Genomic DNA, 17,244 nt, shown 5'->3' on the forward strand with positions numbered 1-17,244 from the left:
GGCCATTGCCGCAAGGGGATCTGAACCAGACCCACGGCAATGGCCTTCTTCGTATGTGCACGAGGAGAGCTCAATGAATCACGGTGCCGACGGCGCGCACACAGACCATGCCGGTAACGGCGGCAGGCGGCGCTTCCTGTTGAAGCTGTCGGGCGAGGCGTTCGCCGGCGGCGGCGGACTCGGTGTCGACCCCGATGTGGTGCACGCGATGGCCCGCGAGATCGCCGCCGTGGTCCGCGACGGCTACGAGATCGCCATCGTGATCGGCGGCGGCAACTTCTTCCGCGGGGCCGAACTCCAGCAGCGCGGCATGGACCGGGCACGCTCCGACTACATGGGCATGCTCGGTACGGTCATGAACTGTCTGGCCCTCCAGGACTTCCTGGAGAAGGAGGGCATCGACTCCCGCGTCCAGACAGCGATCACGATGGGCCAGGTCGCGGAGCCGTACATTCCGCTGCGCGCGGTGCGCCACCTGGAGAAGGGCCGGGTCGTCATCTTCGGCGCCGGTATGGGTATGCCGTACTTCTCCACCGACACCACCGCCGCCCAGCGTGCCCTGGAGATCGACGCCGAGGCCATGCTGATGGGCAAGAACGGTGTGGACGGGGTCTATGACTCCGACCCCAAGAAGAACCCGGACGCGGTCAAGTTCGACGCGCTCGAATACGGTGAGGTCATCACCCGCGACCTGAAGATCGCCGATGCCACCGCCATCACGCTGTGCCGGGACAACAAGCTCCCGATCCTCGTGTTCGAGCTGCTCGCCGAGGGCAACATCGCGCGTGCGGTGAAGGGTGAGAAGATCGGCACGCTCGTCAGCGATCAGGGCACCCGGGCCTGACGGCCCCAACTGCCGTGATTCCGTACGGGCATCGGCCTGTACGGGCGGCAACTCCCGGCCGGGGGAAGACCTCGGCGCGGGGATGGACAACTGCCTGCCGGTCGGACACCGTGCAGGAGAAGACGCGCGGCAGGGGCGAGGCTCTGCTTCTTACCGAAAAGACCAGGAGCAAGTGGTGATCGAAGAGATCCTCCTCGAGGCCGAGGAGAAGATGGAGAAGGCCGTCGTGGTCGCCAAGGAGGACTTCGCCGCGATTCGCACCGGGCGTGCGCACCCGGCGATGTTCAACAAGATCGTGGCGGACTACTACGGCGCCATGACGCCGATCAACCAGCTGGCGTCGTTCGCGGTTCCCGAGCCGCGGATGGCCGTGGTGACCCCGTTCGACAAGAGCGCCCTGCGCAACATCGAGCAGGCGATCCGGGACTCGGACCTCGGCGTCAACCCGAGCAACGATGGCAACATCATCCGAGTGACCTTCCCTGAGCTGACCGAGGAACGTCGCAAGGAGTACATCAAGGTCGCCCGGAGCAAGGGCGAGGACGCGAAGATCTCGATCCGCAGCGTGCGCCGCAAGGCCAAGGAGACCCTCGACAAGCTCGTCAAGGACAAGGAGTCCGGCGAGGACGAGGTGCGCCGCGCCGAGAAGGAGCTCGACGACACCACCGCGAAGTACGTCGCGCAGGTGGACGAGCTGCTCAAGCACAAGGAATCCGAGCTCCTCGAGGTCTGATGAACGAGTCATCCTGGGGGGCCCCGCCCGGCGCCGGTCAATGGGGACCGCCCCACAACGGACCGGCCTCCTCGCTTCGCGGGGTGGCGCCCCCCGCCTCGGCGGGTCCCGTGCACGACTGGGGCGACGCGGCGCAGACTCGGCCCATGCCCATCGTGCCCGAGCCAGGCGGACACCAGGACGACGACCGGGAACATCGGGACATCCGGAATAACCGGGACCACCCGGACGACCGGGGGGCTGCTCGACTGAGCGGCCCCCTGTTCCGCGACGAAAAGCCGCAGGAGCCCATGCCCACTGCTTTCCCCGGTTCCTCCGGGCACCACAGCCCGCAGGACTCAGAGAAGCCGAAGAAGAAGAGCGCAGGCCGCAACCTGCGTGCCGCGATAGGGGTCGGCGTCGGTCTCGGCGTGATCATCATCGCGTCGCTCTTCGTCTACAAGCCCGTCTTCATCGGCGTGGTCGCGATCGCCGTCGTCGTGGGGCTGTGGGAGCTGACCTCGCGGCTGGCGGAGCGCAAGGACATCAAGGTGCCGCTGGTGCCGCTCGCGGTCGGCGGCACCGCCATGGTCGTCGCCGGATATGTGCGCGGCGCCGAGGGCGCATGGGTGGCGATGGCGCTCACCGCGCTGGCCGTCCTCGTCTGGCGGATGACCGAGGCGCCCGAGAACTATCTGCGGGACGTCACCGCCGGTGTCTTCGCGGCGATCTATGTGCCCTTCCTCGCGACGTTCGTGGCGCTGATGCTCGCGGCCGAGCCCGACGGGCCGCAGCGGGTGATGACGTTCCTGCTGCTGACGGTCGTCAGCGACACCGGTGCGTACGCGGTCGGCTGGCGGTTCGGCAAGCACAAGCTCGCGCCGCGCATCAGCCCCGGCAAGACCCGTGAGGGACTCGTCGGCGCGGTGCTCTTCGCGATGGTGGCCGGCGCGCTGTGCATGGAATTCCTGATCAAGCACGGCGCCTGGTGGCAGGGCCTGCTGCTCGGCCTCGCGGTCGCGGCCAGCGCCACCCTCGGCGACCTCGGCGAATCCATGATCAAGCGGGACCTGGGCATCAAGGACATGGGCACCTTGCTCCCCGGCCACGGCGGCATCATGGACCGCCTCGACTCCCTGCTGCCGACCGCCCCAATCGTCTGGCTGCTGTTCGTGATCTTCGTGGGATCCGGCTGAATCACGGCTCTCCGCCGCCCGGGAGGGGCCTGCCGCAGTACGTGGCAGGCCCCTCTTCGCGCATCTGCGACACTGGATGCACCATGCCTGCACCCGGAGAACTCACTTTCGTTGCGCCGCGCGGGGCCAAGAAGCCCCCGCGGCACCTTGCCGATCTCACTCCTGTGGAGCGCCGCGAAGCGGTGGCCGCGATCGGTGAGAAGCCGTTTCGTGCCAAGCAGCTGTCGCAGCACTACTTCGCCCGTTACGCGCACGACCCGGCGCAGTGGACCGACATCCCGGCGGCGGCGCGCGAGAAGCTGGCGGCGGCGCTGCTGCCGGACCTGATGAACGTCGTACGGCATATCTCGTGCGACAACGACACCACCCGTAAGACCCTGTGGAAGCTGCACGACGGCACGCTCGTCGAGTCCGTGCTGATGCGCTACCCGGACCGGGTCACCATGTGCATCTCCTCACAGGCCGGCTGCGGTATGAACTGCCCGTTCTGTGCCACCGGGCAGGCGGGGCTGGACCGGAATCTGTCCACCGCCGAGATCGTGCACCAGATCGTGGACGGGATGCGTGCGCTGCGCGACGGCGAGGTGCCGGGCGGACCGGCGCGGCTGTCGAACATCGTTTTCATGGGAATGGGCGAGCCGCTCGCCAACTACAACCGTGTGGTCGGCGCCATCCGGCGGCTGACCGACCCCGAGCCGGACGGGCTGGGCCTGTCCCAGCGCGGCATCACCGTCTCCACGGTCGGCCTGGTCCCGGCGATGGTGCGGTTCGCCGACGAGGGCTTCAAGTGCCGGCTCGCGGTGTCGCTGCACGCACCGGACGACGAGCTGCGCGACACGCTCGTGCCCGTCAACACCCGCTGGAAGGTGCGCGAGGTGCTGGACGCGGCGTGGGAGTACGCCGAGAAGTCCGGGCGGCGCATCTCGATCGAGTACGCCCTGATCCGGGACATCAACGACCAGGCGTGGCGCGGTGACCTGCTGGGACGGCTGCTGAAGGGCAAGCGGGTCCATGTGAACCTGATTCCGCTGAACCCGACGCCGGGGTCGAAGTGGACCGCGTCGCGTCCTGAGGACGAGCGGGCGTTCGTCCAGGCCATCGAGGCGCACGGCGTGCCCGTGACCGTCCGGGACACCCGCGGCCAGGAGATCGACGGCGCCTGCGGGCAGCTCGCGGCCTCGGAACGCTGAGAGCCCGCTGGTACCGTGTGATCGAACAAATGCACATTCCGACAGGGGAGCGCCACAGCGCTGAGAGTGCGGAAGCGTCGTAGCCATACGGTGCCCGCAGACCCTTGAACCTCGCCCGGGTCATTCCGGGTAGGAAGTTCGGTCGTCACTCATGCTGTTGCGCCCTGCCCGGAGTCCCCTCCGTACGTCATCGGACGTCGAGAGCCGCGGACACCGGGCGGGGCCGCGTCTCTTCCTGGCCAGCCAGGAGGAAATCAGTGAGCACCACCAGCAGGATCACCGCGACAGCGCTTGCCGCCGCGGTCGGTATGACCGCACTCGCCGCGTGTGGTTCCTCGGGCGGTGACAGCGCGGACGCCAAGACCGTCACGCTCGTCAGCCATGACTCGTTCAGCGCCTCGAAGTCCGTCATCGCCGCTTTCGAGAAGGAGAGCGGCTACAAGGTCAAGGTCCTCATGGGCGGGGACGCCGGCAAGGCCGTCAACCAGGCGATCCTGTCCAAGGACAATCCCCAGGGCGATGTCTTCTTCGGCATCGACAACACCCTGCTCTCGCGCGGCCTGAACGCGGGCCTCTTCAGCCCGTACCGGGCCAAGGGGCTGGACAGCGTCCCGGCCGCGCTGCAGCTCGACAAGGGCGAGCACCGCGTCACCCCGCTCGACTACGGCGACATCTGCGTCAACTACGACCGCGGCTACTTCACCCGGCACAAGATCGCGCCGCCGAAGAGCTTCGACGATCTGACCAAGCCGCAGTACAAGGGGCTGCTCGTCACGGAGAACTCCGCGACCTCCTCCCCGGGCCTCGCCTTCCAGCTCGCCACCATCGCCAAGTACGGGGACGCCGGCTGGCAGAACTACTGGAAGAAGCTCAAGGCCAACGGTCTCGAGGTCGTCGACGGCTGGGAGCAGGCCTACAACGACCGGTTCTCGGGCTCCGCGGCGAGCAAGGGCAAGGGTGACAAGCCGCTGGTGGTCTCCTACGCCTCCAGCCCGCCCGCAGAGGTGCTCGGCAAGAAGCCCGCGCCCAAGGAGGCCCCGACCGGCGTCGCGACCGGCACCTGCTTCCGGCAGATCGAATTCGGCGGCCTGCTCAAGGGCGCGAAGAACGAGAAGGGCGGCAAGGCGCTGCTGGACTTCCTGCTCAGCAAGAAGTTCCAGGAGGACGTGCCGCTGCAGATGTTCGTCAACCCGGCACGCAAGGACGCCAAGGTGCCGGAGCTGTTCACCAAGTACGGCGCGACGATCGGCCAGCCGGCGACGCTTGCCCCGGAGACGATCACCAAGAACCGTGATCAGTGGATCAAGCAGTGGTCCTCGCTCGTTCTGAAGTAGTCGGCGGCCGGCGCCGGCGGCCCGCACGGGGAACGGCGGTGCGGCTCGGCCTGATGGCGGTGCCGCTCGCCTTCTTCGCGCTGTTCTTCGCCTATCCGGTCGTCGCGATCGTCGGGCGGGGGCTCAAGGACGGCGGGCAGTGGCAGCTGGGCCGGTTCGGTGCGGTGCTGAGCGATCCGGACGTCGTGCATGTGCTGTGGTTCACCGTCTGGCAGGCGGCGGCCTCCACCGGGCTGACGCTGCTGATCGCGCTGCCCGGGGCGTATGTCTTCGCACGCTTCGACTTCCCGGGCAAGCAGCTGCTGCGGGCCGTGGTGGCGGTGCCGTTCGTGCTGCCGACCGTTGTTGTCGGCTCGGCCTTCCTGGCGCTGGTGGGGCGCGGCGGGCTGCTGGACGACCTGTGGGGCGTGCGCCTGGACACCTCGGTGTGGGCGATCCTGCTGGCGCATGTCTTCTTCAACTACGCGGTGGTCGTACGGACCGTCGGCGGCCTGTGGGGGCAGCTCGATCCGCGTCAGGAGGAGGCGGCGCGGGTGCTGGGCGCCGGACGGTTCGCCGCCTGGCGGCGAGTGACGCTGCCCGCCCTGGGGCCGGCCGTTGCGGCAGCCGCCCTGATGGTCTTTCTCTTCACGTTCACCTCCTTCGGGGTGGTGCAGATTCTGGGCGGGCCCACCTTCTCGACACTGGAGGTGGAGATCTACCGGCAGACCGCGGACTTCCTGGACCTGCCGACGGCCGCGGTCCTCACCATGATCCAATTCGTGGCGGTGCTGGGAGTGCTGGCGCTGCACGCCTGGACCGTGCGCCGCAGGGAATCCGCGCTGCGGCTGGTGGACGCCGCGCAGACCGCCCGCAGACCGCGCGGTGGTGGCCAGTGGGCGCTGCTGTGGGGGACGCTCGCCGTCATCACCGTCCTGCTCATCGTGCCCCTGGTCGTGCTCGTGGAACGGTCCTTCGCCGGGCCGGACGGCTATGGACCCGTCTTCTACGACACGCTGCGGTCCGCCGCGGCCGCCGACAGCACTTTCGCCGTCGCACCCCTGGACGCGCTGTGGAACTCCCTCGCCTACGGGGCCGCGGCCACGGTGATCGCGTTGGTGGTGGGCGGGCTGGCGGCCGCCGCCCTGACCCTCCCTCAGCTGCGCAGGGGGCCGTCCGGGCGGACTCCCGTGATCAGCCGCTTCGTCCGCGGCTTCGACGTGCTGCTGATGCTGCCCCTCGGGGTCTCCGCGGTGACCGTCGGCTTCGGCTTTCTGATCACCCTCGACAAACCACCCCTCGACCTGCGGTCCTCCTGGTGGCTGGTCCCGCTCGCCCAGGCACTGGTGGGCGTCCCGTTCGTGGTCCGGACGATGCTGCCCGTCCTGCGGGCGGTCGACGGACGGCTACGGGAGGCGGCCGCCGTGCTCGGCGCCTCACCGTGGCGGGTGTGGCGCGAGGTGGACCTGCCGATGGTGCGGCGGGCGCTGCTGATCGCCGTGGGCTTCGCCTTCGCCGTGTCGCTCGGTGAGTTCGGCGCGACCGTCTTCATCGCACGGCCGGACCGTCCGACGCTGCCGGTGGCCGTGGCACGACTGCTGGGCCGGGCGGGCGAGCTCAACTACGGGCAGGCGATGGCCCTGTCGACCATCTTGATGGTGGTGTGCGCCGGCGCCCTGCTGGTCCTGGAGCGCATCCGTCCCATCGACCAGTCCGGGGAGTTCTAGATGACCGCACGGGCCGACACCACCGCGCGGGAGCTGCTGCGGCTGGGCGGGGTGACCGTCCGCTTCGGCACCTCCGGGCGTCCCGCCCTCGATGCGGTGGATCTGGACGTCACCGCACACGAGATCGTCTGCGTACTGGGGCCGAGCGGCAGCGGCAAGTCCACACTGCTGCGCGTGGTCGCCGGTCTCCAACAGGCGGACGCGGGGCAGGTGTTGCTGGAGGGACGGGACCAGTCGGGAGTGCCCACGCACCGGCGCGGGGTCGGGCTGATGTTCCAGGACCACCAGCTCTTCCCCCAGCGCGATGTCGCCGGAAATGTCGCCTTCGGGCTGCGGATGCGGCGTTCCTCGCGTGCCGACCAGGAGCGTACGGTCGCCGAACTGCTGGACCTCGTAGGACTGCCGGGCGCCCAGCGGCGCGCGGTGGCCTCCCTGTCCGGCGGCGAACAGCAGCGGGTCGCGCTGGCCCGCGCGCTGGCCCCGCGCCCCCGCCTGCTGATGCTGGACGAGCCGCTCGGCCAGCTCGACCGTGGTCTGCGCGAACGACTGGTCGTCGAACTCCGCCGCCTCTTCCACGAGCTGGGCACCACCGTGCTCGCCGTCACCCACGACCAGGGCGAGGCCTTCGCGCTCGCCGACCGGGTCGTGGTGATGCAGGACGGCAAGATCGCGCAGATGGGCACCCCGTTGGAGGTCTGGCAGCGGCCGGCCACCGAATTCGTCGCCCGCTTCCTCGGCTTCGACAATGTCGTCGAGGCGACGGTGCAGGGCGACGCCGCCGTCACCCCATGGGGCAAGGTGCCGGTCCCGGACGGGACTTTGGACGGGCCGTGCCGCCTGCTGGTCCGCCCGGCAGGCGTACGGCTGACGCCCGTCCCGGAGGGCCTGCCCTGTACGGTCGCGGCCCGGACGTTCCGTGGCACCCATGTCGCCCTGCTGCTCCAGCCCACCGGCGGGCCGCAGGTGGAGGCGGCCTGCGCACTGCGGGACGCGCCCGAGGTCGGTCAGCGGGTGGGCATCGCTTTCGCCGCGCGGGATGTGGTGGTGCTGGAGGCTTCGGCCTGACTTCGTCGTTGGAGCGGCGACAACCCTGGGTCCGCTGGTTCTCGTAGGGGCTTCGGGTGACGCTCTCGATGTTGCGTGCGGAGGGGCCGTTCCCAGGCGGAGGGAACCGTCCTGGGAGGAGCCGGCGCTATGGCCGGCCGGCGGGGGTGGCGGGCTGCTCGTCGGGCGCGGGCCTGCCATCGGCCTGTTGGCCGCCATCCGGCGCCGAGTCGCCCGTAGGCGCGGCCTCGGCCTCCGCATCCGTGGAGCGCGCTGCCGGTGAGCCGGGTTCCGTCTCCGACCCCGACTCCGGCTCGCCGAACCAGGCCACCGCCACGGCTCCGGCCACGGCCAACACAAAACCGAGGATGGCCACCCAGGCGAAGCCAGGACGGGAGGCGTCGCCCAGCCACAGCACGCCGAGGAGGCCGGGGACCACGGTCTCGCCCACCACCAGAGCCGCCGTGGCGCCGTTCACCGAACCGATCTGCAGGGCGACGGTGTGCAGATACATCCCGCCGATGCCCGCGACCAGAATCGCGTACAAGGCGGGGTCGCTGAGCAGCGACGGCAGGTGGAAGGGGGCCGCGCCGTTCAGGACCCGGACGCCGACGCCGAGTGCGCCGAAGCCCAGGCCGGAGAGCAGGCCGGCGAGGATCGCGGCCCGTCCGCCGAGCATCCGCACGATCACGGTGCCGCCGCCGATGAGCACGATCGATGCGACAAGCAGCCACCAGTGCGTGGCGATCGGTGTGTGGCCGGTGCCCTCCGGCCCGGCGGCCGTCGCCAGCAGCACCAATGCAGAACAGACCACCGCGATGGAGGCCCACTCGGCGCGGGTGAGCCGGATGCCGAGGAGCTTGACGCTCAATACGGCGGTGATCACGAGGTTGGCGCTGATCACGGTCTGGGACAGGAACAGCGGCAGCAGCCGGGCGGCCAGCGCGCCGAGCCCGAAACCAATGAAGTCCAGCACCGTGCCGACCATGAACTCCCAGGTCACAGCGGCCTTCGCGGTGGAGGAGAGGCTGGGGCCGCCGTGCTGGGTGACACCGGCGGTGGAAGCCTTGGCCGCCTCCTGGCGGGCGGATTTGCGCGAACCCACCGCCTGTAGGACCGAACCCGTGCCGTAGCAGGCCGACGCCGCCACGGCCGTCAGAAGGCCGATGATCACCAAGAGCTCCGTTCGCGTGCTGCCTGCATTACCTGTTCATTACCTGGCTTGGCAGACGTGCAATTCGGGACGTGAGTTGCCTCGGACGGGCAAACAGATCGTGCGGCCGGCCGGGGAGGGCGGCGACGAAGCCTTCGGCGGGAGAGCTGAGAGGGCCGGGGCCGGCTCAGGATGGCACCTCGGCCTTGAGGCGGGCCAGCGCCTCCGGGGCTTCGTCCACCGAATCGACCAGGGCGATCCGGGCCGCCATGGGGCGGTCCGCCGCGAGCGCCTGGAGCAGCGGCCAGGTGGGCAGCTTCTCGGTCCAGTGCTCGCGGTTCACCAGCACCATCGGGGTCGGCCCGCCCCGCGACTCGTAGTAGTTCGGGGTCGCGTTGTCGAATATCTCCTGCACGGTCCCGGCCGCGCCCGGAAGGAAGACGACGCCGGCGTTGCAGCGCGCCAGCAAGCCGTCCTCGCGCAGCGCATTGACGAAGTACTTCGCGATGTGGGAAGCGAAGGCGTTGGGCGGCTCATGTCCGTAGAACCAGGTGGGGATGCCGACCGAGGCGCCGCCGGCCGGCCGGCTGCGGCGTACGTCGAAGGCGGCCCGCGCCCAGTCCGTGATCGAGGGCGTGAAGCGCGGCGCCTTGGAGAGGAGTTCCAGGGCCGAGTCGAGCATGTCGTCCTCGAAGGGCGCGGCGTACGCACCGAGGTTGGCCGCCTCCATCGCGCCGGGGCCGCCGCCGGTCGCGACGGTCAGGCCGTCACGGGTGAGCCGGCGGCCGAGCCGTGCCGCGCCCGCATAGGCAGCCGAACCGCGCTCCAGGGCGTGGCCGCCCATGATGCCCACCACCTGCGCACCGGCGAGGTGTTCGTCCAGGGCATCGGAGACGGCGTCGTCGTGGATGCTGCGGAGCATCGAGGCGAAGATGTCGCCGTCCGACTTGGTCTCCTGGTACCAGTGGTACGTGCGGGCGTCCGGGGTGGCGTCGTAGCCGGCGTCGACCAGCCCCTCGAAGAGCTCGTCCGGTCCGTACAGGCTGCCCCGGTACGGATCGAACGGCAGGTCCGGTATGGGCGGGAAGACCAGGGCGCCACCGGCACGCACCTTGGCGGCGGCGTCCGGTTCCATGGGGCAGCCGAGGAACACCGATTCCGTGGTGTCCGTACTGAGCAGCGCGAATGTACGGTCCGTCAGATCGACCGACTGGACGCGGTGTCCGGCGAGACTGCCCGAGGCGATGACGCGGTCGAACTCCTGGAGGGATTCGATCTCACGGTCGTGGTCGCGATGGTGGTGGGACGCTGGGGGCTCTGAATTCGGCTGCACGCCCGCCATGTTAGGTCCGCAGCGACTCGACCAGGGGCCTGAGGTGCCCGTCCGCGGCCGCCGCGTCGAGTGCGGCGCGCAGCGCGCCGTCGTAGGTGGGGCGCGCCTTCTTCTGCAGGTCCCGGCCGTCGTCGGTGATCACGCTGTATACGCCGCGCCGGTCGTCGTGGCACAGGTCGCGGCGGGTCAGACCGGACGACTCCAGGCGGGAGGCCAGCCGGCTCACCGAGCTCTGGTTGAGGCCGATGAGGTCGGCGAGCTCCTGCATGCGCAGCTCACCGTCGTCCGCCTCGGCAAGTCGGGCCAGCGCGCGGTACTCGGAGAGTCCGATGCTGTGGTGCTGCTGGAGGGCTTTTGCCAGCTCCTGTTCGACGCGCGTGTGCAGTGCTCCGAGCCGGTCCCAGTGCTCCGCGTCCATCGCCATCTGCCTTCTTCTGCCGTGTTCCGCCGGGCTCTTGACAGCAGCGTACATGCAGCGGAAACTTATGTATGTGCATGCAAGGAATGTATGTGCATGGAGCTGAGGGGGAGAGCGTGACGATGACGACGTCGGTGGACGGAGTTGCGGAGAATCAGGGCGTCCGGGAGATCGAGCGGATCGCCACCACACCGGACTGGTACGAGCCGTACAAGATCTCGCAGGCCGTCAAGGCGGGCGGATGGATCCATGTCTCGGGGCAGGCGGGAATCGACGAGCAGGGACGGACGGTCTCGGACGACTTCCTGACCCAAGGGCGGCAAGCGTTCGCCAATGTCGAGCGGGTCCTCGCCGCGGCGGGCGCCTCGCTCGCCGATGTGGTGAAGGTGGGCATCTTCGTCACGGACATGGCCGCCCACCTCGACCATGTCATCGCGCTGCGCGGGGAGTTCCTGTCCGAGCCCTACCCCGCGGACACGCTGCTGGAAGTGTCGTCACTGGCCCAGCCGGACTGGCAGATAGAGGTGGAGGTCACGGCGCTGGCCCGCTGAGCGCATCGGCTCCCGGGCGGCGGGGGTCGCCTCCGTCCGGGGCACTCTCTCCAGGCCGAGCGAGGGGTGCCACCCGCGCCACCTCCTGATCCCCATCCCTCATCTCGGCCTCGGCCCCGGCCTGTTCACCCCTCAATGCACCAGCGGAAGTGTCGCCATCTCGGCCACGGTCCAAGTCAGGGGAGCCAGCACGAGGAGCAGCGTCAGGGTGCGCAGGGCCGCGGCGCGGTGGAGGACGGAGGCGGAGGCGCCCAGGCGGCGCAGGGCGGCGGTGGTGTGGGCGCGTGCCGAGCGGGATTCGAGTGCGGCGGTGAGCGCGCTGGCGGTGACACAGGCGAGGACGACCGCGGCGCCGAGGGCGGTGAGCGGTCCGAACGGACGGGAGGGAGAGGCTTCGTACACCTTCACGGCGGCGTACGCGGCGGAGGCGACCGCGCACAGAACGCCGAGCGGGCGGCCGAGGCGGTGCGACTCCTCCTGGAGTACGCGCCCGGACAGCAGGCGCAGCGCGCCGGGACGGCCGGCGCACAGGAGACGGCCGCACAGATGCACCAGGCCGGGGCCGGCCAGGACGAGGCCGAAGGCGGACAGTGCCCAACCGGCCAGCACGCCCGGGGGGCTGCCGATCATCCGGCCGGGGAGTGGCAGCAGTCCGCCGGGGGCGTCGGTGCCGGGGCTGGTGTACGCCTCGATCGCCAAGCCCGCCGCGGCCAGGGCGATGCCCCAGGGGAGGCCGGAGGGCGGGGTGGTCCGGAGGCGGACCTCGGGCTCGGTCGAGCCGGTCTCGTCGCGGGGGCGCAGCGAGACGGCGGTCGCGGCGGCGGCGGTCACCGGCACGGTCGCCAGCAGCATCAACGCACCGACGAGCGGTACGGGGTGGCCGGCGCCGAGCAGGTCGGAGTCGACGCCGGCGGACGACGAACCGCCGAGATCGCCACGGAGGTGCAGGAAGACGAGCAGCGCGAGGAGGACACCGAGGATGCAGGTCAGCGCGGTGGAGGTGGCGGCGAGCAGGGTGAGACGGAGCGGGCCCAGGCCGGCGGCGGTCATACCGCGCTGGAGGCGGGCGGCGGGGTCCGTGCGGGCCGTGGACACCGCGAACTGGGCGGTGGCGGCGAGCGGGGCGGCGCACCACAGCAGGCGTACCAAGGAATCGTCGGCCGTTGCCGGGTGGCCGGCGGCGTGGCCGACGGCGGACAGCAGGAGGAAGCCGGTGCCGGCCGCTGCGATGGCGACGAAGAGACGGCGCAGCAGAACGAGGGGGTGAGAGCCGCGGGCTAGACGGAGAGCGAGCACGCTGCCCTGCTTTCCTCATCGGAGGAGCCGGTGGTGGCGGACGCACCGTTCGACTGCCGGCCGTCGAGGAGCGCGATGGACCGGTCGGCGAGCGTGGCGACGTCGGGGGCATGGGTCGCCAGGACCACGGTGATCTGGTGCGAGCGGGCCGCGGTGGTGAGGGTGCGCAGCACCTGGGTGCCGTCGGCGCTGTGCAGCGGGGCGGTCGGCTCGTCGGCGAACAGCACCTGGGGGGTGGTGGCGAGCGCGCGGGCGATGGCGACACGCTGGCGCTGCGGCTGGTCGAGTTGCGCGGGGCGGCGGCGGGCGCACATGCCGACGTCGAGGCGGTCCAGCCATTCGAGGGCGGTGTGCTTGGCGGAGCGGGTGCCGGTGCCGCGCAGCAGCAGCGGGAGGGCGGCGTTCTCCCAGGTGGTGAGTTCGGGGACGAGGTGCGGTTCGGTGTCGATCCAGCCGAACCGGTCCAGGCGCAGCCGTTCGCGGCTGGGGGAGGAGAGGGTGTGCACGGGGGCGCTGTTGAACCAGACTTCGCCCTCGGTCGGGACGAATTGACCGGAGAGGCACTTCAGGAGGGTGGTCTTGCCGCTGCCGCGCGGGCCGGTGACGGCGAGGATCTCGCCCTCGCGGACGCCGACGGAGACTCCGGCGAGGGCGGTGGTGCCGCCGAGCGTGTGGTGCAGGCCGCGGGCCCAGAGAACGTCGTTGTCAGGCGGGGCCACCATCTGCGCACCTCTTGCTTGTTCGCGTCGATTCGTTCCCCCGACCGGGTGAACGACCATGGAGGGTATCGGTCACTAGCACGGTAAGTACTGGTGACCCCCGGTATTCGTCGCTTGGCAGCACAACGGCCCAGATTCACTCGTATGGCTTGAAGTGAGTGAATCTGAGCCGGTGGATGTTCAGTTGTGTATCAGCTCAGCGCGCCAGGAGGTGACGTGATGCTCAGAGCTTGGTCCAGGCCTCGGTGAGGACCGAGCGCAGAATCTGCTCGATCTCGTCGAAGACCGGCTGGTCGGCGATCAGCGGCGGGGCGAGCTGGATGACCGGGTCGCCACGGTCGTCGGCGCGGCAGTAGAGACCGTTGTCGTACAGCGCCTTGGACAGGAAGCCGTACAGGACGCGCTCGGTCTCCTCGTCGGAGAAGGACTCCTTGGTGACCTTGTCCTTGACGAGCTCGATGCCGTAGAAGAAGCCGTTGCCGCGGACGTCGCCGACGATCGGCAGGTCGTGCAGCTTCTGCAGGGTGCTCAGGAAGTTGCCCTCGTTGTCGAGGACGTGCTGGTTGAGACCCTCACGCTCGAAGATGTCGAGGTTGGCGATACCGACGGCCGCGGAGACCGGGTGGCCACCGAAGGTGTAGCCGTGCAGGAAGGTGTTATCGCCCTGGTAGAACGGCTCGGCCAGGCGGTCGGAGATGATGCAGGCGCCGATCGGGGAGTAGCCCGAGGTCATGCCCTTGGCACAGGTGATCATGTCCGGGATGTAGCCGAACTTGTCGCAGCCGAACATCGTGCCCAGACGGCCGAAGGCGCAGATGACCTCGTCGGAGACGAGCAGCACGTCGTACTGGTCGCAGATCTCGCGGACCCGCTGGAAGTAGCCGGGCGGCGGCGGGAAGCAGCCACCGGCGTTCTGCACGGGCTCGAGGAAGACCGCGGCAACGGTCTCGGGGCCCTCGAAGAGGATCTGCTGCTCGATCTGGTCGGCGGCCCAGCGGCCGAAGGCCTCGGGGTCGTCGCCGTGGAGCGGGGCGCGGTAGATGTTGGTGTTCGGGACCTTGTGCGCGCCGGGGACCAGCGGCTCGAAGGGGGCCTTCAGACCGGGCAGACCGGTGATGGACAGGGCGCCCTGCGGCGTGCCGTGGTAGGCCACCGCGCGGGATATCACCTTGTGCTTCATCGGCTTGCCGACGAGCTTGAAGTACTGCTTGGCCAGCTTCCAGGCGGTCTCGACGGCCTCGCCGCCACCGGTGGTGAAGAAGACCTTGTTGAGGTCGCCGGGGGCGTGGTGGGCCAGACGCTCGGCGAGCTCCACCGCCTTGGGGTGGGCGTAGGACCACACGGGGAAGAAGGCCAGCTCCTGGGCCTGCTTGTAGGCGGTCTCGGCGAGCTCGACCCGGCCGTGGCCGGCGTTGACCACAAAGAGGCCGGCGAGGCCGTCGATGTAGCGCTTGCCCTTGTCGTCGTAGATGTTGGTGCCTTCACCGCGCACGATCGTGGGCACGGGGGCATTCTCGTACGACGACATGCGGGTGAAGTGCATCCACAGGTGGTCGTATGCCGTCTTGGAGAGGTCGCCGCTCATTGCTATCTCGTTCCCCAGGTGTAGGTCTGCTTCCGGAGCTTGAGGTACACGAAGCTCTCGGTGGTCCGGACGCCGGGAAGCGTGCGGATCCGCTTGTTGATCATTTCCAGAAGGTGGTCGTCGTCCTCACAGACGATCTCGATGATGAGATCGAAGGAGCCTGCCGTCATGACGACGTACTCGACCTCCTCCATGGTCGTCAGGGCGTCGGCCACGGGGTCGAGGTCACCCTCGACGTTGATGCCGACCATTGCCTGCCGACGGAAACCGACCGTGAGGGGGTCGGTGACCGCGACGATCTGCATCACGCCTTGGTCGAGCAGTTTCTGTACGCGTTGACGTACCGCCGCCTCGGACAGGCCGACGGCCTTGCCGATCGCGGCGTACGGACGGCGCCCGTCCTCCTGGAGCTGCTCGATGATCGCCAGGGAGACGGAGTCGATCGACGGGGTGCCGTTTCTGTCACGAGTGGCCACGTCCCTCACTGTGCACGAGCCTCGTCGGTCTTGCAACCCTAAATCGATGAAATTAGTCGTGTCGCGATCAGAATTTCACTGATTCCGTTGTTTCCGGGTGGCGGGTGTGTTGAAAGCGTGGGTTCCGAGGCTAGGGTGGGTGTCCAACCACCGGACATCTGACTGAAGGGGGCGCACAGTGACCACCGCACTGCGTCGTCTGCGCAACTACATCGACGGGGAGTTCCGGGACGCCGCCGACGGGCGGACCACGGAGGTGGTCAATCCCGCGACGGGTGAGGCGTACGCCACCGCCCCTCTCTCGGGCGCCGCTGACGTGGACGCGGCGATGGCTGCCGCCGAGGCTGCTTTCCCCGCCTGGCGTGACCTCGTCCCGGCCGAGCGCCAGAAGGTCCTGCTCAAGATCGCCGACCGCTTCGAGGAGCGGGCGGAGGAGCTGATCGCCGCCGAGTCCGAGAACTGCGGCAAGCCGATCGCGCTCGTACGCTCCGAGGAAATCCCCCCGATGGTGGACCAGATCCGCTTCTTCGCGGGTGCCGCCCGGATGCTCGAGGGCCGCTCGGCCGGCGAGTACATGGAGGGCTTCACCTCCATCATCCGCCGCGAGCCGGTCGGCGTCTGCGCCCAGGTCGCGCCGTGGAACTACCCGATGATGATGGCCGTGTGGAAGTTCGCCCCGGCGCTGGCCGCGGGCAACACCGTCGTCATCAAGCCGTCCGACACCACCCCCGCCTCGACGGTGCTGATCGCCGACATCATCGGCAGCGTGCTGGACGAACTGGGCCACTCCCGCGGCGTGTTCAACGTCATCTGCGGTGACCGTGAGACCGGCCGCCTGATGGTCGAGCACAAGGTCCCGGCGATGGCCTCGATCACCGGCTCGGTGCGCGCCGGTATGCAGGTCGCCGAGTCCGCGTCGAAGGACCTCAAGCGGGTCCACCTGGAGCTGGGCGGCAAGGCGCCGGTCGTCGTCTTCGAGGACACCGACATCGCCAAGGCCGTCGAGGACATCACGGTCGCCGGCTACTTCAACGCCGGCCAGGACTGTACGGCCGCCACCCGCGTGCTCGTCCAGGACTCCATCCACGACGAGTTCGTCGCCGCGCTGGCCAAGGCCGCCTCCGAGACCAAGACCGGTGCGGTCGACGACGAGGACGTGCTCTACGGCCCGCTGAACAACGCCAACCAGCTCAAGCAGGTCAAGGGCTTCATCGAGCGGCTGCCCGCGCACGCCAAGATCGAGGCCGGCGGCGAGCAGGTCGGCGAGAAGGGCTACTTCTTCGCCCCGACCGTCGTCTCGGGCCTCAAGCAGGGCGACGAGATCGTCCAGCAGGAGGTCTTCGGCCCGGTCATCACCGTCCAGTCCTTCTCCGACGAGAAGCAGGCGGTGGAGTGGGCCAACGGCGTCGAGTACGCGCTGGCGTCCTCGGTGTGGACCAAGGACCACGGCCGCGCCATGCGGATGTCCAAGAGCCTCGACTTCGGCTGTGTGTGGATCAACACCCACATCCCGCTGGTCGCCGAGATGCCGCACGGCGGATTCAAGAAGTCCGGTTACGGCAAGGACCTTTCGTCCTACGGCTTCGAGGACTACACCCGCATCAAGCACGTGATGACCTCGCTGGACGGCTGAGCCGGCCGGCGGATCCGCGGGATCCACACCGTCGAGCGGCACGGAACGCTCGAC

16 protein-coding genes are annotated in these 17,244 nt (G+C 69.4%); 9 read left to right on the forward strand and 7 right to left on the reverse strand.

The window, feature by feature from the left end; translation table 11 throughout:
- The first annotated feature begins 73 nt into the window (after positions 1 to 73).
- The 7 genes from pyrH to KI385_RS31865 all read left to right on the forward strand — a co-directional run bounded on the left by pyrH (position 74) and on the right by KI385_RS31865 (position 8,047).
- A complete protein-coding gene (pyrH, locus tag KI385_RS31835; RefSeq protein ID WP_128508871.1) occupies positions 74 to 844 on the forward strand; it encodes a UMP kinase in 771 nt (256 codons plus the stop codon).
- A gap of 175 nt (positions 845 to 1,019) precedes the next feature.
- Positions 1,020 to 1,577 carry a ribosome recycling factor gene (gene frr / locus KI385_RS31840; protein ID WP_128508870.1) on the forward strand — a complete coding sequence of 186 codons (558 nt, stop codon included), beginning with the start codon at positions 1,020 to 1,022 and terminating at the stop codon, positions 1,575 to 1,577.
- Positions 1,577 to 2,752: a phosphatidate cytidylyltransferase gene (locus tag KI385_RS31845; protein WP_238575529.1), complete on the forward strand. Its 1,176-nt coding sequence runs from the start codon at positions 1,577 to 1,579 to the stop codon at positions 2,750 to 2,752. Before frr ends, KI385_RS31845 begins: the two co-directional genes overlap by 1 nt.
- Positions 2,753 to 2,835: 83 nt before the next feature.
- Complete coding sequence (rlmN, locus tag KI385_RS31850) at positions 2,836 to 3,942, forward strand: dual-specificity RNA methyltransferase RlmN (RefSeq protein ID WP_238575530.1); 1,107 nt, start codon at positions 2,836 to 2,838, stop codon at positions 3,940 to 3,942.
- 257 nt (positions 3,943 to 4,199) lie between these two features.
- On the forward strand, positions 4,200 to 5,276 hold the full coding sequence (locus KI385_RS31855) for a thiamine ABC transporter substrate-binding protein (protein WP_238575531.1): 1,077 nt from the start codon (positions 4,200 to 4,202) through the stop codon (positions 5,274 to 5,276).
- Between the two features lie 38 nt (positions 5,277 to 5,314).
- On the forward strand, positions 5,315 to 6,982 hold the full coding sequence (locus KI385_RS31860) for an ABC transporter permease (RefSeq protein WP_238575532.1): 1,668 nt from the start codon (positions 5,315 to 5,317) through the stop codon (positions 6,980 to 6,982).
- Positions 6,983 to 8,047 carry an ABC transporter ATP-binding protein gene (locus tag KI385_RS31865; protein ID WP_238575533.1) on the forward strand — a complete coding sequence of 355 codons (1,065 nt, stop codon included), beginning with the start codon at positions 6,983 to 6,985 and terminating at the stop codon, positions 8,045 to 8,047.
- A gap of 127 nt (positions 8,048 to 8,174) precedes the next feature.
- Here KI385_RS31865 and KI385_RS31870 read toward each other — a convergent pair whose 3' ends face one another.
- The 3 genes from KI385_RS31870 to KI385_RS31880 all read right to left on the reverse strand — a co-directional run bounded on the left by KI385_RS31870 (position 8,175) and on the right by KI385_RS31880 (position 10,930).
- Positions 8,175 to 9,200, reverse strand: coding sequence for a DMT family protein (locus tag KI385_RS31870; protein ID WP_238575534.1), 1,026 nt, complete (start codon positions 9,198 to 9,200; stop codon positions 8,175 to 8,177).
- A gap of 166 nt (positions 9,201 to 9,366) precedes the next feature.
- Positions 9,367 to 10,521, reverse strand: a complete 1,155-nt coding sequence (locus KI385_RS31875) for an LOG family protein (RefSeq protein ID WP_425356991.1) — start codon at positions 10,519 to 10,521, stop codon at positions 9,367 to 9,369.
- Between the two features lies 1 nt (position 10,522).
- A complete protein-coding gene (locus KI385_RS31880; RefSeq protein WP_238577944.1) occupies positions 10,523 to 10,930 on the reverse strand; it encodes a MarR family winged helix-turn-helix transcriptional regulator in 408 nt (135 codons plus the stop codon).
- A gap of 122 nt (positions 10,931 to 11,052) precedes the next feature.
- Here KI385_RS31880 and KI385_RS31885 point away from each other — a divergent pair, with 122 nt between their 5' ends.
- Complete coding sequence (locus tag KI385_RS31885) at positions 11,053 to 11,481, forward strand: RidA family protein (RefSeq protein ID WP_238577945.1); 429 nt, start codon at positions 11,053 to 11,055, stop codon at positions 11,479 to 11,481.
- A gap of 132 nt (positions 11,482 to 11,613) precedes the next feature.
- Here KI385_RS31885 and KI385_RS31890 read toward each other — a convergent pair whose 3' ends face one another.
- The 4 genes from KI385_RS31890 to KI385_RS31905 form a co-directional block, all read right to left on the reverse strand.
- Positions 11,614 to 12,777 carry a hypothetical protein gene (locus tag KI385_RS31890; protein ID WP_238575536.1) on the reverse strand — a complete coding sequence of 388 codons (1,164 nt, stop codon included), beginning with the start codon at positions 12,775 to 12,777 and terminating at the stop codon, positions 11,614 to 11,616.
- Positions 12,759 to 13,499 carry an ABC transporter ATP-binding protein gene (locus tag KI385_RS31895; RefSeq protein ID WP_238575537.1) on the reverse strand — a complete coding sequence of 247 codons (741 nt, stop codon included), beginning with the start codon at positions 13,497 to 13,499 and terminating at the stop codon, positions 12,759 to 12,761. The genes KI385_RS31890 and KI385_RS31895 overlap by 19 nt, the downstream gene beginning before the upstream one ends.
- Before the next feature lie 220 nt (positions 13,500 to 13,719).
- Positions 13,720 to 15,081 (reverse strand): aspartate aminotransferase family protein, encoded by a 1,362-nt coding sequence (locus KI385_RS31900; protein ID WP_238575538.1) that lies wholly within the window; start codon positions 15,079 to 15,081, stop codon positions 13,720 to 13,722.
- A 2-nt stretch (positions 15,082 to 15,083) separates the two neighbouring features.
- On the reverse strand, positions 15,084 to 15,557 hold the full coding sequence (locus tag KI385_RS31905) for an Lrp/AsnC family transcriptional regulator (protein WP_069571649.1): 474 nt from the start codon (positions 15,555 to 15,557) through the stop codon (positions 15,084 to 15,086).
- 178 nt (positions 15,558 to 15,735) lie between these two features.
- Here KI385_RS31905 and KI385_RS31910 point away from each other — a divergent pair, with 178 nt between their 5' ends.
- Entirely contained in the window at positions 15,736 to 17,190 is a 1,455-nt protein-coding gene (locus KI385_RS31910; RefSeq protein WP_238575539.1) for a gamma-aminobutyraldehyde dehydrogenase, read from the forward strand.
- Positions 17,191 to 17,244 lie beyond the last annotated feature (54 nt).

This window comes from Streptomyces inhibens, assembly GCF_022221585.1.
In the GTDB taxonomy this organism is placed as follows: domain Bacteria; phylum Actinomycetota; class Actinomycetes; order Streptomycetales; family Streptomycetaceae; genus Streptomyces; species Streptomyces inhibens.